The following is a 15,623-nucleotide window of genomic DNA, read 5'->3' as shown; positions in this document are numbered from 1 at the left end:
ATGGCAAGCTGGTCTGGCAGGATATTACGCATTTTCTGGCTGCTTTTAGTGTTTGCTGCGGGAGTCGTTCAGGCGGCTACCGATGATCTTGCCATCAGCGTGCCGGTTGCCGCAGCGACCAAAAGCGAAACGCCGCAGGATACCGCTCATTTCGTTCGCGATTATGAGCATATTTTATCGTTTGATGTCCGTGCGCGTTTTAATGCCGACGGCAGCATGCTGATGAGCGAAAACATCAAAGTACAGTCTCTGGGCCAACAAATACGCCGGGGGATTTTCCGCACGCTGCCGTTAAGCTGGAACCGACAGGACGGTAAAATTTTCAGCGTCGACTATCAGATCAAGAACGTCTTACGCGATGGTGTGGCTGAACCTTTCAGCGTAGTTAAAGAAGGGAAGACGCTCACCGTCCGTATTGGCAACGCTGAACGCTTCTTGGAACCCGGCATTTACAGCTATGAGATCCAGTATCAAACCCGTAACCACTTCAGCCGATTCCCCGATTGGGATGAGCTTTACTGGAATGTGACCGGCAACGACTGGGCATATTCTATTGATAAAGCCAGTTTTCATCTGGAACTGCCCGAAGCCAGCGCATTTTTGAACAGCGCAGGCAAAGACACGCGGTTGCGATCCATTGATATCTATACCGGTAAACAAGGTGCTAAAGGGCAAAATGCTCGGATCCTACCCGATGGCAGCGCGCGAACCGTGCAACCGCTAAAACAGGGTGAAGGGCTGACCGTCGTCTACACTTGGCCACGCAGCATTCTTGCCAGCGCGCCAGCACCGGAAGCCGCTTCACCGTTGGTGCACTTGTTGTTACCAACGGCGAAAACCTGCGCGCTGTGGATACCGGTGTTCCTGCTGATCGGCTACTACCTGCTTTGGTGGCGTAAGAATGTGACTGCCGCCGGGCTAAAAATGCCGCCAATTGTGCCGCTGTACGCGCTCCCTGCCGATATGTCGCCGGGTTATCTGCGCTATATCACTCGGCGTAAGTACGATGACGTTGCTTTCAGTAGCGATCTGCTGAACCTCGTGGCTAAACGCGCGGTGGCTATTAAGGTAAAACAAACTCAATCGAAAGGATTCTGGTTTGCCAAAGGCCGTACGGTGGAAGAACAGTGGTTATCGCTACAGTCCGGAGAGAGTAGAGAGCGGTTAAATGCTAATGACAAAAAGTTGCTAAGTACGCTGTTTATCAGTAATCGCAAAAACATTAATCTCAGCAAGGCCTATCAGCGGCCAATGCAGAACGCCCGTAAGGAGTTGGAGCAACGCTGTAAAGAGCAGCGGGATCTGTTATTCAGTAAATGGGCTAAACCTCTACGGCACGGCATATACCTCATGCTGCTGGTGCCTGTTATCTGCGGCGCGCTATTCAACCTTGGTGTGGCAATAGTCACCATTCCAGCCTTATTGCTCTTGTTATTAGGTATGACATTACTTTCTTTACCGCTGAGATTCTTATTTAACCCGAGGAAAATATTGAATACCTGGGGAGGTATCCCGCTGTTTCTAGCGCTGGTATTTGGGCCTTTCACCACCTTTTTTAGTGGCATTTTCATGTTTGGCATGTTGCCTTTGACGCAATTTCCTGCTGGGTACGTTGGTGCTCTGCTGGCCGCCATCCTGCTCTGCATGATCTTTTGCTGTGCAGTACCGCGTTACACGCAGCAAGGGTTGAATCATTTAGCCACGGCCCAAGGGTTGAAACTGTACCTTGGCGCGGCAGAAAAACATCGCTACCAGGCACTTTACCCGCCCGATAAACTGGTTCCCCACTTTGAACGTATGCTCCCTTATGCGCTAGCGCTCGGGGTTGGCAAAACCTGGGCAAATACCTTCGCGCAATACCTAAGCAGCACCGGGGCCATGTCGGAGGTGTTTGCCAATGCGGATTGGGATAACGTGCATCATTTCAGCCGATCTTGCCGTTCATCCTCTATGGCAACCCCCACCAGCCGTTCAGGCTCGAGTTCGAGCTCAGGCTCCAGTGGTTCGGGTTCTTCCGGCGGCGGATCGTCAGGGGGTGGTTCTGGTGGCGGTGGAGGCGGCGGCTGGTAACAATTGCGCCACGCCAGAATAAACGGCGTGGCGCTGAATCAATCCACTTTTACGTACAAAACGATTATTTACGACTATCAAAAATCAGCTTGCAGGCCAGCCCGGCAAACACGCTGCTCAGCAGATAATTAGGCCAGCGGGCGCTGAATCGCTGGCCAGTAAAGCGGCTTTTCATCCTGTTTACCATTACGATCACCGCTCCGTTAACTACCAAGCCCATTAGGTTAAGCAGGGTTGCCAGAACCAGCATCTGTAGCACCACCGAACCCGCCCGTGGATCGATAAACTGTGGAAACAGCGCCAGCACAAACAGCGCCATTTTGGGATTGAGGATATTAGTCAGTAACCCTTGTTGGAAGATCCGCCTTGCTGGAATGGGTTTTAACCCAGTAGATAGCTGCAAGTGACTGCCCGAACGCAGCGTTTTCCATGCCAGATACAGCAGATAGGCTGCCCCCAACAAACGTAACGCATCATAAGCCAACGGCACAGCGACAAACAGTTGCGAAAGGCCCAGCGCCGCCGCTAACGCGTGGCAATAAGTGCCCACCTGAATCCCCGCCAGCGATGCAAAACCAGCACGCTGCCCCTGGCTGAGGCTGCGAGAGGCAATCAGCAACATATCTGGGCCGGGAGTCACCGTCAGCGCCAGACAGGCACCTGTAAACAACAGCAGTGTGGAAACGTCAATCATATTTCACCTGGGCACACGATATAGCTGGAAAACGAAAGTCCAATATTAACCGGGCTATGTTTTTTTACCAAAGCCCAAAGCGGCTTATTTCTACGACTCAACTGACGGCTTATCATATTTAAGCCGCCGCGCACGCCCATCACCCAGCAGATTCATCCCAGCGGCAGCCAGCAGAATCATTGCCGCTCCAGCAAATTGCAGCGCCACCAAATGGTGACCAAACGCTAGCCGATCCACTCCCATAGCAGCAATGGGGTAAATAAATGATAGCGAGCCAGTCAGATGGGTCGGCAGTTTCTGAATCGCCCCGTACAGCAGCACATACATCAAGCCGGTATGCACTATGCCAAGCGTAGCCAACATCCCCCATTGAGCAGGGTTAGCCTGGGCGTGAAAATTGACAAACGGCAACAGCATCACTACCCCTACCGTAACCTGAATCAAGGCGATCAGATGGGGTGGCGTTCCCTTCAGGCGTTTTGTGGCTAACGCCATCAACGCATAGAAAAATGCTGCACCGAGCGACAGCAAAATCCCCCACAGATAGGTTTGCTGCCCGCTAGGTGAGTTCGGCTGCGCCAATACCACCAGCATCGTGCCGATAAAGGCCAACAGCAGCCAAAACAGTTTGCGAACCGTCAACTTTTCCCCAAGAAACAGCGCCCCAAGCCCCACCAACATAAAAGGTTGGGTGTTGTACACCGCGGTAGCGATGGAAATGGAAGCATACGAATAGGCAGCAAACAGCAACAACCAGTTCACCACCAGCGCCACGCCACCGGCAATCGCCAACAGCAAAGTGCCGCGCGTTAACCGCTCGCGCTTTAGCTGGCCCAGCAGAGCACATACCGCTAACAGCACCAGTGCGCCGATAGCGCAGCGCCAGAACACCACGTTAATGACTGGCTGGCCCGACATCAGCACGAACCAGCCAATGCTGCCGGAGATCAGCATAGCAACCACCATCTCCAGCGAACCGCGTTTTATCTCTGCATTCATCCTCAATTCCTCCCAAATAAACTGAGTATTAGCTTGCGGTTTTCCGGCCCGGCTTTCCATGGCATAAAAAAGGCAGATATGCTTAACTGCCTTTATAACGCAGGTTAAAATCCGAATTTACCTAATGGAGAGATTATGGATGATATCGATCGTCAGATTCTGACCATTTTGACTACAGATGCGCGCATTTCCCTGAAAGCATTAAGTGCCCAAGCCGGTCTTTCTTCCCCCAGCACCTCGGAACGGCTGCGACGGCTGGAAGAAAGCGGCGTGATTCAGGGCTACACGCTGAACGTCAATCTGCAAGCACTTGGCTATGGTTTTCAGTCACTGGTACGCATCAAGCCCTTACCCGGTATGCTGAAAAAAGTGGAGTTGATGCTGCAACAGATACCGGAAGTGATCGAGTGCGACAAAGTCACCGGTGAAGACTGCTTTATCGCCCGGTTGGTATCACACTCGATGGAACAGCTCGATCAGGTGATGGATAAGCTGGCCGAGAGCGCGCAGTGCAACACCTCAATCGTGAAAACTACACCGGTAAAACGCCGCTTGCCACCCCCGCTCTAATCAGCGGGCACGGCGGCGGGCAAACGGGTTTTTGCCCTTTTTCTCTTTTTTCGCCGCGCTGGCGGCAGACTTCAGTGCCGCCAGATGCGCCTTATCGGCTTCAGGCACCTCGCGCTGTTCGATCGGAAACACCGGCAACGCCGCCAGCAACCGCGAACCGTAGCTTTTGGTTAACAGGCGACGATCGTAAATCACGATTTCACCGTGGCACTGATTGCTGCGAATCAATCGCCCCACCTGTTGGATCAGGTTGAACGACGCGCTCGGCAGGCTCTGTACTTCAAACGGATAGCGGTTCAGCGATTTAAGCCATTCACCTTCGGTCAGGATCACCGGGCTGTCGATCGGCGGGAAAGCGATCTTGTGAATATGTACCTGAGTCAACAGTTCCCCTTTAAGATCCAGCCCTTCGGCAAACGACTGCAACCCCACCAGCACGCTGGCGGTGCCTTTCTCCACCCGTTTGCGGTGTTCCTCCACCAGCCGATAGCGTGGCTGATCGCCCTGCACCAGCAGCATCAGGCGCAGATCGATCACGTAGCTCAAAAAGGTTTGCATGGCCCGGTGGCTGCTGAACAGGATCAGCATCCCTTTATGCTTGCCGCTGGCCTGCTCGCCACGGAAGAACCGCGCCATCTCTTCCAGATGCTCGGCCTCATTGACCATCGCCGGTTCAAAGCGCATTTTGGGAATGACGATCTTACCTTGTTCAACATGGTTAAACGGCGAATCCAGAGTTTCGAAGCGATCGCCCGCCTTCTCGCTCAATCCGCTCATCTCTTGCAGGCGCGAGAAACTGTTGAGCGAACGCAACGTAGCAGAGGTGATCACCACGTGCGGTACTTTGCGCCACAGCAGTTTTTCCAACTGATCGCTGACGCGGATGCCCACGCAGTGCAGGTAGAGATGTGTGACGTTATCGCGCAACTCACGCGCCACCCACTTGGAGATCGGCGCGTTGGAGGATTTATCCAGCGCCGCCAGCCGCCACAGCTTGCTCATTGCTTCCAAGTAGCCCAGCGTGCGGCTCATCTGGATGATCGAACGGTGCAAGCGCACAATATCGTGTTTACCGGTCTGTTCGGTGAGATCGTTAAGGATAAATTCGGCCAGGCCACGTAACCCATCGGTGAGTTTAAACAGGCGCGCGCAGATCTCGACCATCTCCGCAGGCAGTTCGCCCATTTCGAAACGGTGCTCGGCATGGCTACTGTCGAGCGGTAAATAAGCGTTAGCCTGATGCTCAAAAATCTGGATCAGCTCACGCAATTCTTCGCAGTGGTTTTTCAAGCGTTCACTGTTCGCCAGCCCCGGTGGATTTTTTGGCCGGTACTGCGTCATGCACTGCTCCACCTGGCGCACGATCATATCGAGCTGCATATTGGTCCACAGCGCGGTGATCTCCCCTTCCATCTCCAGCGCATCCCGCGCTACTTCCGGCAGGTGATGGCCTTCGTCCAGCACCAGCAGCAACTCTTTCGGGTTCGGCAGCACCGACTCGGTTTCCAGCGCCGCCATCACCAGGGCATGGTTGGCCACCACCACATCGGCGGTTTCGATTTCTTTACGCGCAATATAGAACGGGCATTCGCGGATGTAATGGCAGTTGCGGCCCAGACAGTTGGCCTTGTCGGTGCTCAGTTTGGCCCACAACGGATCGTTGATCGATAACTGATAATGATCGCGCAGGCCATCCCATTCATGGCGGCTGAGGGCTTTCGACAGTTTCTGGCACAACGCCTGCTCTTCACCATTGGACGGCGCCAGTTCATTCTCATCCAGATACAGCATCAGATCGCCCTGCTCGGCCACGTCGGTGCTCATCGCCGCCAGATTGCGCGGGCAAACGTAGCGCCCACGGCCAAATGCGCCGGTAAATTTCAGATCCGGGATAATCTTTTTCAACAGCGGCAAGTCTTTACTGTAGATCTGATCCTGCAACGCCACGTTGGCGGTGCTGACCACCAGCGGTTTGCTCTCGGCACGGCCAACGGCAATGCCCGGAATCAGGTACGAGAGCGTTTTGCCTACGCCGGTCGGGGCTTCGATCGCCAGATGGCGTTGGTAATCCCCGGCAAGGGTTTTCGCCACTTCAGCAATCATCTGCCGCTGTGGGGCGCGGGAAATAAAGTCCGGTATTTGTTGTTGCAGGGCTTTGTACCACTGGCCGATCTGATCTTTAACTGCGGGGGAGAGCGCCATTCAACTCTTATCTAAACGAAATGATGGCGCTATTGTCCCACAGACTGCCAGCGGCGTCAGCCCGAGTTACGGCAGGCTTGCCAACAATGCGCAGCGCCCCGCACTAAATGAACCCTCTGAGGTTTTAAAATCGTCACGATGGACCGCTGAGTGATGTACGGATAGCTCGTTGCTGCCATCCCCAGAAGCAATAAAACCCGTCATTTTATTGGAATGACCTGTTTGGCTGCATGCGCTGAGCATTGTGTTTAGCTTAGCGATAAATGATAAAAGCCCCGACCGTTGCAGTCAGGGCTTTTAGGGTACTACAGATTTAAGATTTAACATTAATCAACTTACTGACTTTGTGTTACTTTCGATACTATTTCAAATGTACTCGTTTATCACAGATAATATTGGGCACTAAGAAAACTAACTCCATCCTCCCATATACTGACTGATTGATACAATTCCTACTCGCCACAGAACAACATCTAAAGCAAGAGTAGGTTAAACTGGCACATTCCCCCTCGCGATATAAAGATTTTGATGCATGGCCTTACTTTCGTTGCGATATTTTTACAACATCTCTTTAACAAACCGCAACATCAACAAACCACAATAAAACATAGCCTTACATCATCGCGTTATCGTACACACCCTGCGATTGTCGATACTGACTACATGGCCTTAAAACATTATTGAGTTGAGTTTGTTACTTATACCCAACTGCAATTATCCCATACAAAAACTATTTCGTAGCCTTTATCGCAAAAAACACTAAATAAACTATTAGAACACGTTTTAAGAACTCTTTATATAAACAGCGAATCATTAATGCACCGCTGTTAAACGCTAATTTACGTTCTTTTCCATGTATGTCAATACTGTTTTTAAGAACATGTTTTTATTATCAGCAGACTTGAGTTCAAATAAGCTGAACATCAAGCTCCTTTAAATAGTGCCACCTCCCCCGCTGACCGGTAAACGGGCAGGATGTCTTTATTTTTGAAGGGAATTATTCGGCAAACGCTCGCTCCATTTCTCAGATCCAAGATAACTCACGGAGCGGAAATACTTTTAGTTGAGCCAGTAAATCGCTGCATTCAAGATCGTGGCAAATCCAATCCATACCGCGTAGGGAATAAACAACCATGAGGCTATTTTGTCGTGTTTTTGCGCCTGGATAATAAAAAGTAACACCGTAATCAGCAACAACGTGATAATAATCAGTGCCTTCGCAGGCTGATGCTCCAAGAAAAATACGGGGGACCAGAGCCAGTTCAGTGCCATTTGCATCGCCCATAAAACCATTGCGAGGCTCTTGGATGCATGCCGCCAGATCCGCCAACCAGCAACCGCAATCATGATATAGAGCAACGTCCAAACGGGCGCAAATAGAGCATTAGGCGGGTTAAAGGACGGTTTCACCAAATTGGCGTACCAGGCATCGGGGCCGGTTAAAACGCCAAGCACCGATCCCATCCCAACCACCCCAACAAGAAAATAAACCAGTACGAGAAGATCGGTCGAACGTTTTCTAGTGTCTTTTACTGCAAGCGTCATATCATCAGTCCATGTTTAATATAAAGAATATACAAAAAGTTATGTGGCATATCACAACGTTGGAGGCTGAATTCGATGGCTCAATATATCAAGCATAGTACGACTTTCGGCCAGAGCCTGGGCATGCTGGTGAATTTTCAGCGCGCGCAGCGGCGTAACCGATCGTTATGTGTCCGCTTATGCCAGATCTGCATCATATCGATACGCGGCAATGCTAGAGATAATGGGTAAAGACGCAGTTATGGAGCGCGGGCAACGGCCCTTCAGATGCCAACGCCTCCGCATTAAAACTGCGTTAACCTGGAGGCGATGACTATTACGGTGAGCGAAACCGGGCGGTGGCACAGAACTGCGCCACCACTCAGTGGATCAGGAGATAAAGGATTTGCCCTGTTTAAGCACGAGGTCACAGGCTTTCTGCTTCACTTTCTCGGTGATTTGCGAGGTGCCCAAGTTGTTCAGATCCAGTTTATTGCCATCACCGGTATTCAACAAACCGCCAAGGCCTTGCTGATAATCCTCGCTCTTGGCGTTAGCCGTGCTGGTGATCCCCAGTTTACCAAGCAACGTATCCTTTACGGTTTCGGTGCCGCTCTCAGAAAGGAGGTTGTTTTTCACGCAGTATTGCAGGATGCTTGCCGCGTTGGTCATGCTGCCAGCGCTGAGCGCCTTTTCCCCTCCGTTCAGCAACCCGGTCAATGAAGATAAGGACATGCCCTCACTGTTAGCACTGCCCCCTGATTTACCCAGTTGACTGGCGGCACTGTTGAGGGTATCCATCAGCCCAGTTGCCTGAGCGGTATTTGCAGCCATCACGGTGGTCATGGCTAGCGCCAGCAATAAACGATTTGTAGTGCTCATAACGGAAAAACTCCAGTATATCTGCAAAATGGCGGCGTCAATTAGGCGTCAGTTATCTGAATCATAGCGTTGGATGCTACGTATTCTGACAAGTTCCTTTTATTCGAGTAACACGATGTTTTTCGGATTACAGGAAATATCGGTGTATAAAAACAGCTAACGCAACCAGTGACAGTCAATCTGGATTATCAAAATACGCTTTATGGCTTATTCGCCTCTCACCTACCTTGACATGTTACGCCTGGCTTAAGTCTGGTGGTCGGCATGTTTTCCCCGGGCACACAGTCTGGGGCAGCTTATACTTTGCGTTACCGTCAAACTCGCCAGTATCGCCGCCAGCACCATAAACAGGTGCCCTTCGGCAGAGTCCAGCAGAAACGAGTTGAACAGATGGCAGGCCATGTAGCTACCCAGCATGGCTACCAACAGATTGCGGCAGGCGATCGGTTGACGCCAGGCCGCTCGCAAGTAGCACAGCATCCAGCCCAGAAATACCACCAATCCCAGAAGACCGTTCTGGACCGTCTCTAGCAGGTACTCATTATGCGGATTATGTACGCTGTAGCCCGTCTCCGCGTTGCCGTACCAGAAGCTGCCAGCCCCATTCCCCAACAGTGGAGCCTGTTTTATCAGGCGTAACGATTCACGGGCGAAAGCGGTACGCTGCCCCATTGAGTTGTCACAGGCCTCATAAGCCTGGTCAGCCGATGCCAGCACACAGTGGCGAATCTCTTGCAGGCCCAGCGTCAGGCGTTCCGTAGCACGATTCGGTATCAGAACCAGAGCCAGGGCAACCAGCAGACAACACACGAAAACCCCGATACGTTGCCAGCGGGGTAACGTCAACAACAGCCAAAGCCCCACACCGACCAACAGCGCCACGTAACCGGTACGCCCTTGCACCATCAGCAACACATTGGCCGTCGCCAACCCAACCAGTACCGCGTATCCCGCGCGTTTCAGGCCAGATTGCGTAAACGCACGAGACAGCCACAGCAAAGCAGCGAACGCCATAAATACGTTTTGGGTTATTTGCAGTTTGAAAACCGTAGGGTTCAATGGATCAAGGCCGCCCAGCGTGACATGCCCGACACCCGACGTCAGACTGACGGCCAGTATCACAGCATTGGCCAGCAAGAATCCGTTGATAAACCGGGTAAGTAACCGAAAGTCAGTCAGGAAGAACAGCGACAACGGCAGCACATATAGCAGCTTTTGATATTTACCGACCATCTTCGGGCCATAGTCATGATGCTGGGTCAGCAACGAGAGGGCCAGCAGGGCAAACATCAAGGCAGGCAACCAGATCAACGGGTGTTTGAGCAATGGCATCACATGGCGAAAATCCCGTTGCCACAGTAAGCAGACCACGACCAGCCCCAACGCGATATTCATCAGTGCGTTGGAGGTTGGCAAAGAGGTACCGAGTAAAAATGCGGTGAAGCTAAACAACCGAAAACGGCCTAGGGTGAAGGGGGATGCAGAAAACAGGTTTGTCGATGACATGGCGATAGACTTATATCAGAGTGGATTGAGCACGGTGTCGGTCACTGTGCAGCAGACGCTGTGGCCGAGTTCACGAGTTGATGATCAATGGCACGGATGACCGCCTCAACCGGGATAGCCTCCAGATAGCGTTCCGGGGTATCGGTGTCTATCTCGTCAGGCATGGGTAACGGGCGATAATCTCCTGCCCACAATAGGGTATATGGAGCCTGCCAGGGCGACCACTGCGCTAAGTTACTGGGGCCGAACAAGACGACTGAGGGGATTTGCAGGGCCGCCGCCATGTGCATCGGCACCGAATCCACACCGATAAACAGCTTCGCCCGATCCATCAACGCCGCAAGCTCCGGTAAGTCCAGTCGGCCCGCCAAGTTGGCCACCCGTTGCAACTGGGTACACCCCGCCAGAATGGCGGCAACCATGGCGATTTCATCCGCAGAGCGCCCTCCGGTCAGCACCACAGTTTCCCCCCTGGCGGTGAGGTGGTTGATAACCTGCGTGAATCCCAAAATCGACCAGGTCTTGAACGCCCAGCGGGCAGTGGGTTGGATCAGCACAAAGTTCGTCAAAGGATAACGCTGGCTGAGCCTGTCAACCTCATCAATATCGCACTGCCGGTAAGCCTGCTTCACTCGGGTTATCAGGGTAGGTAAGGCCAACGGTACCAGAATATCGAGATTATTCAGCACGGTATGCTGTTGTTTATGCCCATCAACCTCCACCAGCAGGGAATGGCAGGCACGCCACAACCGGTTGTGGCGTGTGGGATAACGAAAGCCCAGACTGAAGGTCGGTTTCAGAAAACGACAATACAAGGCCGCCCGCCACTGGTCGGACAGATTGATGATCAGGTCATAGCGAGCGCTACGTAGGCTGTTCCACAGGGCGTGTTCACCACGATATTGTACCTTGCAGCTTTGGTGTTTAAGACTGCGATCTACGGTATAAGCCAGGTAAACATCCCGATTACCCGCCAGCATCGCTTCCGTGCCGTCATACACCAAGACGTCAATCAGCGCATTGGGGTAATTGACCCGCAACGTTCTGAGCAGAGGTGTGGTCAGCAGGACATCGCCAAAATGACGCAACTTGATAACCAGGATGCGCTGTACCTGCTCACGATGCAGCAACAGATTGGGGAGTCGACTGTCAGGTAACAGGGCTTGGCAAGCCCCCGTCGATAAGGTTGAAGATGGGGTTATCGTCATATTTCGTTGTCCTGGAACAATACAGAAGCCTCCTTTTTTCACGGATATCGAGACAACCCTCACTCGTAGGCAATACGGTTGGCCTATCTCCGCAAAACAGCGTGAAGAGTCATCAGTTCGGCAGGCACCTCGTCGCCTGCGTATTTCACTGCGTTAGCATGCTACATCTATCGATAATACAGATCAATAAATCAATATTGATCGTTATAATCAACCAAAAGCATGGTTCAATCAAACCGTATTGATCGTTTTTATCTATCAAAAATCATATCAGCATCACTGAAATGGCATAACAGGAGGGAGAAGGGAAGCACCTGTAGCAGGCGGTGCAGTATCAGTCGATAATTGGCGTAATAGGCAAGATCGGCACCGGTAAATCCAGTCTGGAAGTGGTTAACCTTAACCGAAACAGCATTAACCCAACACATTATTTCCCCCTGCCATACAGATATAAATAATCTGTCATAAATAGATCACACAACTACGGTAAAAATGCTGCGTTGCGAACGATCAGGCAGCACATTAAAGCCGTAACACAACTGATGATAAGCGTCTTTCAATCATATAAAGCAGGGAAAACCATGAAACCTAATCTTCTTGCCGTTATTATTCCGGCACTTTTAATTGCTCAGGCCGCACAGGCAGCAGAAATCTACAATAAAGACGGCAATAAGCTTGATTTTTATGGTCGTGTAAAAGCACTGCATTATTTTTCTGATGATACCGGTAGCGACGGTGATAAAACTTACGTCCGTATCGGTTTTAAAGGTGCGACACAAATTAACGATCTGCTGACCGGCTATGGCCAGTGGGAATATCAGATTGCGGCCAACCACAGCGAAGCTGATGGCACAAGAGACACCAGAACCCGCCTCGGTTTTGCCGGTCTGAAAATGAAAGATTTTGGCTCGTTTGATTATGGCCGTAACTACGGCGTCATTTATGATGTCGGCTCATTTACCGACATGTTGCCGGAGTTTGGTGCAGACTCCTTTATCAAGACCGACAACTTTATGACCGGCCGAACTACCGGCGTGGCAACCTACCGTAACAGCAACTTCTTTGGTATGGTCGATGGCCTGAAGTTTGCTTTGCAATATCAGGGGAAAAACGAGAACGATCGCGGCGATAACCTCAGCAAAGCCAATGGTGATGGTTTCGGTCTGTCTTCCAGCTATGAAATCATTGATGGCCTGACTTTTGGTGCTGCCTATGCAGCCTCTAACCGAACCGAAGGCCAGAAGTTGAGCAGTTACGGTAAGGGTGAAAAGGCTGAAATCTGGGCAACCGGGGTGAAGTATGATGCCAACAGCGTCTATCTGGCGGCCAACTATGCCGAAACCCATAACCTGACGGCGATTTCAGGTACCGCAACCATTAATAATGCGGCCAGCAAAGTGAGTGGTTTTGCCAATAAAACCCAGAACGTGGAACTGGTTGCCCAATATCAATTTGATTTTGGCCTGCGCCCATCGCTGGCTTACGTACAGTCCAAAGCTAAAGATATTGAAAATATCGGCGATACCGATCTGGTAAAATATTTTGATGTCGGGAGCTATTACTACTTCAATAAAAACATGTCCACCTATGTGGATTATAAAATCAATCGGCTCAACAGCGATAATAAGCTGGGGCTGAAAACGGATAACGTGATCGCTGTGGCTCTGACCTATCAGTTTTAATATGTAACCACCACTGCAAATTTCTCTTATTGAATTACTTTACCGGGCTGCTGCGCCCGGTTTTTTCATGACAGTGTTTTCTGCCAGAATAAAGCACGCCCCGTCGTTTCCTGTAATTGATAACCGGCAAAACCAAATTTACGATAGCTGGCTTGCGCCACTGCATTCCCCTCCAGCACTTCCAGCGTGATCTTGCAACAGCCACGCTGGCGCGCTTCAACCTCTACCGCCGCTAGCAGATGCTGGCTGATGCCCAAACCACGAAAAGCAGAGGCAACCGCCAGATCGTGAATATTCAGCAACGGCTGGCAACTGAAGGTGGAAAAACCTTCAAAACAGTTGGCCAACCCGGCTCCATTACCCTCCACCAACGCCAGCAGCGTCAGGGCAAACGGCCGTTTTGCCAGTTCAGCCACCAGATGGGTACGGGCATAATCACTTAGCGGTTCCGCGCCCCCCATAGGATCACGGGCATAATGATCCAACAGTTCGATAATTAACCCTGCGTGCTGCGGGTTACCATAGTCAGCCCTTATGACTTCAATGTTCATTCCCTGCCCTTAAATCGTCAGCATCACAGCAATTTATACATATAGCTGGTTGAATCCAGCGAAGCGCCGTTGCTGGCGCGGGCGTAGTACGGGATCATTCCGGCCAGTTGGTATCCCAGTGAGCGATACATCCCCTCCGCCGTATCACCGCTCAGGGTATCGAGCACCAGCAACTGCCGCTGGTGAGCAACGGCCAAGCACTCAGCCTGCTGCATTAACTGGCGGGCGATCCCTTTACGCCGTGCATACGGATGCACCATCAATTTAGCGATCTCTGCCCGGTGGCGGCCATTATCCGGCATATCCAACAACAGTTGGACGGTGCCGACTACCCGGCCTGCTTCGCACGCCACCAGTATCAACCGATCGCCACGATCGATCGCTGGCAGCAGGCGCAGCCAGAAAGCGGACGCCTGCTCAAGACTGAAGGGCTGTACAAAACCAATGCTGGCTCCCTGTAATACGCTGGCATGTAATATCTCGGCTAATTCAGGAATAGCGATTTGCGTTGCGTTAGCATCCAGTTGCTGTATCTCAATCATGGTTATGGCCTACAGATCACAAAGGTGTAATGGCTGGCTCAGGGCCAGATGCATAGAATTTAGAACAAAGCACGTAACAGGGTAAACATCAACATACTCAACACCACTACCGCCAGCATATTACGCAGGAAGAAAGCCAGAACGACCGCAAACACCGCGGCCCACAGATAAGGATTCTCAGGCAACGCACGCCATTCATCACCGTTAAAGGCAATAATCGGCCCGCAGATAGCCGTCAGCACCGCTGGCACCGAAAAACTCAGCAGAGTCCTCATACGTTGCGACAAACGTACCGGCAGGCTTGGCGCTAAAAAGCAATAACGGTTGAAAAAGACGATCACCCCCATCAGCACAATGGTCAGCCAAATCATGCCTGCCCCCTGCTGCACAGCAGCCCAACCACCATGGCCGCTACGGTAGTGATAATCAACGCTCCCGGCACCTGATAATGGTGCAGGCCGATCGACAACACCAGCGCCGTCAGTACGCAGGCGAGCACCGGCAGGTTACGGATCATCGGCACCACAATCGCAATAAAGGTGGCGGCGATCGAGAAATCAAGCCCGTAGCTGTCGAGATTGCTGACACTGCTGGCAGCAACCACTCCCAGCAACGTGGCAAAGAACCAGCACAGATAAAACGCCAGCCCGGCACCCAGCGCATACCAGCGGTTAAAGCGTTCCGGGCCTTGATTACCGGTCAGTGCAAACAGTTCATCGGTCAACAGGAAAGCCAGCAGGACACGCCATCTCAACGGCAACGGAGCAATACATTCACGCAGGCGCAACCCATATAAGAAATGCTGCGCGGTAACAAAGAAGGTAGAAACCAGGATCGCCAGCAAACCGGCTCCGCTCTTGAGCATCCCCATGGCGACCAGCTGTGATGCACCGGCAAAAACAATCGCCGACATCCCCAGCCCCTCGGCCCCCGTCATACCACTCTGGATGGCCATTGAGCCCGCCAGGATCCCCCAGGGCAACACCGCCAGGCAGAGTGGCAAGATCGCCACCGCTCCCTGCAACGCCGGGCGCAAGCGCAGCATTGGCGGTTCTGCGAGAGTTGATTGATAAGTCAATACATTTACCTTTTTGAATAAACCCGCGTTTAAGCCGGATAAATTAACGCTTTGATTTGAAATTTTTATTGTCTGCTTAAAAAACAGCAGGCTCTACTGAGCCTGCTAACTTTAC

The 15,623-nt window shown here is 51.8% G+C and carries 14 protein-coding genes; 3 read left to right on the top strand and 11 right to left on the bottom strand.

What is annotated here, in order from left to right:
• Positions 1–2,070 (top strand): DUF2207 domain-containing protein, encoded by a 2,070-nt coding sequence (locus ACX9GT_RS08280; protein ID WP_473190630.1) that lies wholly within the window; start codon positions 1–3, stop codon positions 2,068–2,070.
• 64 nt (positions 2,071–2,134) lie between these two features.
• On the opposite strand, the gene ACX9GT_RS08275 is transcribed toward ACX9GT_RS08280, so the two are convergent.
• Together ACX9GT_RS08275 and ACX9GT_RS08270 are read right to left on the bottom strand one after the other, a co-directional pair.
• Positions 2,135–2,764: a LysE family translocator gene (locus ACX9GT_RS08275; protein WP_473190629.1), complete on the bottom strand. Its 630-nt coding sequence runs from the start codon at positions 2,762–2,764 to the stop codon at positions 2,135–2,137.
• A 90-nt stretch (positions 2,765–2,854) separates the two neighbouring features.
• On the bottom strand, positions 2,855–3,763 hold the full coding sequence (locus tag ACX9GT_RS08270; protein ID WP_473190628.1) for a DMT family transporter: 909 nt from the start codon (positions 3,761–3,763) through the stop codon (positions 2,855–2,857).
• 135 nt (positions 3,764–3,898) lie between these two features.
• Here ACX9GT_RS08270 and ACX9GT_RS08265 point away from each other — a divergent pair, with 135 nt between their 5' ends.
• Positions 3,899–4,333 (top strand): Lrp/AsnC family transcriptional regulator, encoded by a 435-nt coding sequence (locus tag ACX9GT_RS08265; protein WP_473190627.1) that lies wholly within the window; start codon positions 3,899–3,901, stop codon positions 4,331–4,333.
• Here ACX9GT_RS08265 and dinG read toward each other — a convergent pair whose 3' ends face one another.
• The 5 genes from dinG to rfaQ all read right to left on the bottom strand — a co-directional run bounded on the left by dinG (position 4,334) and on the right by rfaQ (position 11,655).
• Positions 4,334–6,535 (bottom strand): ATP-dependent DNA helicase DinG, encoded by a 2,202-nt coding sequence (gene dinG, locus ACX9GT_RS08260; protein WP_473190626.1) that lies wholly within the window; start codon positions 6,533–6,535, stop codon positions 4,334–4,336.
• 1,059 nt (positions 6,536–7,594) lie between these two features.
• Positions 7,595–8,080, bottom strand: a complete 486-nt coding sequence (locus ACX9GT_RS08255; RefSeq protein WP_473190625.1) for a TspO/MBR family protein — start codon at positions 8,078–8,080, stop codon at positions 7,595–7,597.
• 369 nt (positions 8,081–8,449) lie between these two features.
• Positions 8,450–8,941: a YjjA family protein gene (locus ACX9GT_RS08250; protein WP_473190624.1), complete on the bottom strand. Its 492-nt coding sequence runs from the start codon at positions 8,939–8,941 to the stop codon at positions 8,450–8,452.
• A 246-nt stretch (positions 8,942–9,187) separates the two neighbouring features.
• The gene (locus ACX9GT_RS08245) at positions 9,188–10,447 is read right to left on the bottom strand and encodes an O-antigen ligase family protein (RefSeq protein WP_473190623.1); all 1,260 of its coding nucleotides are present in this window, start codon (positions 10,445–10,447) and stop codon (positions 9,188–9,190) included.
• A 41-nt stretch (positions 10,448–10,488) separates the two neighbouring features.
• Complete coding sequence (rfaQ, locus tag ACX9GT_RS08240) at positions 10,489–11,655, bottom strand: putative lipopolysaccharide heptosyltransferase III (RefSeq protein ID WP_473190622.1); 1,167 nt, start codon at positions 11,653–11,655, stop codon at positions 10,489–10,491.
• A 581-nt stretch (positions 11,656–12,236) separates the two neighbouring features.
• Here rfaQ and ompC point away from each other — a divergent pair.
• Complete coding sequence (gene ompC / locus ACX9GT_RS08235; RefSeq protein ID WP_473190621.1) at positions 12,237–13,337, top strand: porin OmpC; 1,101 nt, start codon at positions 12,237–12,239, stop codon at positions 13,335–13,337.
• Between the two features lie 65 nt (positions 13,338–13,402).
• On the opposite strand, the gene ACX9GT_RS08230 is transcribed toward ompC, so the two are convergent.
• From ACX9GT_RS08230 to ACX9GT_RS08215, 4 genes are read right to left on the bottom strand one after another with little or no spacing between them, the layout of a single operon-like run.
• On the bottom strand, positions 13,403–13,888 hold the full coding sequence (locus ACX9GT_RS08230) for a GNAT family N-acetyltransferase (protein WP_473190620.1): 486 nt from the start codon (positions 13,886–13,888) through the stop codon (positions 13,403–13,405).
• 23 nt (positions 13,889–13,911) lie between these two features.
• Positions 13,912–14,430 carry a GNAT family N-acetyltransferase gene (locus ACX9GT_RS08225; protein WP_473190619.1) on the bottom strand — a complete coding sequence of 173 codons (519 nt, stop codon included), beginning with the start codon at positions 14,428–14,430 and terminating at the stop codon, positions 13,912–13,914.
• 59 nt (positions 14,431–14,489) lie between these two features.
• Complete coding sequence (locus ACX9GT_RS08220; protein ID WP_459399263.1) at positions 14,490–14,801, bottom strand: AzlD domain-containing protein; 312 nt, start codon at positions 14,799–14,801, stop codon at positions 14,490–14,492.
• Entirely contained in the window at positions 14,798–15,508 is a 711-nt protein-coding gene (locus ACX9GT_RS08215) for an AzlC family ABC transporter permease (RefSeq protein WP_473190618.1), read from the bottom strand. Before ACX9GT_RS08215 ends, ACX9GT_RS08220 begins: the two co-directional genes overlap by 4 nt.
• Positions 15,509–15,623 lie beyond the last annotated feature (115 nt).

The organism is Serratia sp. YWN4, from assembly GCF_055790845.1.
The sequence above is the reverse complement of the archived record's forward strand: the minus strand, read 5'-3'. Positions and strand labels throughout refer to the sequence as shown.

Excerpts from the sequence above, each read along its gene's own strand:
- ACX9GT_RS08275 (WP_473190629.1), bottom strand. The coding sequence starts at position 2,764 with ATGATTGACGTTTCCACACTGCTGTTGTTTACAGGTGCCTGTCTGGCG.
- ACX9GT_RS08230 (WP_473190620.1), bottom strand. The coding sequence starts at position 13,888 with ATGAACATTGAAGTCATAAGGGCTGACTATGGTAACCCGCAGCACGCA.
- ACX9GT_RS08265 (WP_473190627.1), top strand. The coding sequence starts at position 3,899 with ATGGATGATATCGATCGTCAGATTCTGACCATTTTGACTACAGATGCG.
- dinG (WP_473190626.1), bottom strand. The coding sequence starts at position 6,535 with ATGGCGCTCTCCCCCGCAGTTAAAGATCAGATCGGCCAGTGGTACAAA.
- ACX9GT_RS08280 (WP_473190630.1), top strand. The coding sequence starts at position 1 with ATGGCAAGCTGGTCTGGCAGGATATTACGCATTTTCTGGCTGCTTTTA.
- ACX9GT_RS08250 (WP_473190624.1), bottom strand. The coding sequence starts at position 8,941 with ATGAGCACTACAAATCGTTTATTGCTGGCGCTAGCCATGACCACCGTG.
- ACX9GT_RS08245 (WP_473190623.1), bottom strand. The coding sequence starts at position 10,447 with ATGTCATCGACAAACCTGTTTTCTGCATCCCCCTTCACCCTAGGCCGT.
- ACX9GT_RS08270 (WP_473190628.1), bottom strand. The coding sequence starts at position 3,763 with ATGAATGCAGAGATAAAACGCGGTTCGCTGGAGATGGTGGTTGCTATG.
- rfaQ (WP_473190622.1), bottom strand. The coding sequence starts at position 11,655 with ATGACGATAACCCCATCTTCAACCTTATCGACGGGGGCTTGCCAAGCC.
- ompC (WP_473190621.1), top strand. The coding sequence starts at position 12,237 with ATGAAACCTAATCTTCTTGCCGTTATTATTCCGGCACTTTTAATTGCT.
- ACX9GT_RS08220 (WP_459399263.1), bottom strand. The coding sequence starts at position 14,801 with ATGATTTGGCTGACCATTGTGCTGATGGGGGTGATCGTCTTTTTCAAC.
- ACX9GT_RS08255 (WP_473190625.1), bottom strand. The coding sequence starts at position 8,080 with ATGACGCTTGCAGTAAAAGACACTAGAAAACGTTCGACCGATCTTCTC.
- ACX9GT_RS08225 (WP_473190619.1), bottom strand. The coding sequence starts at position 14,430 with ATGATTGAGATACAGCAACTGGATGCTAACGCAACGCAAATCGCTATT.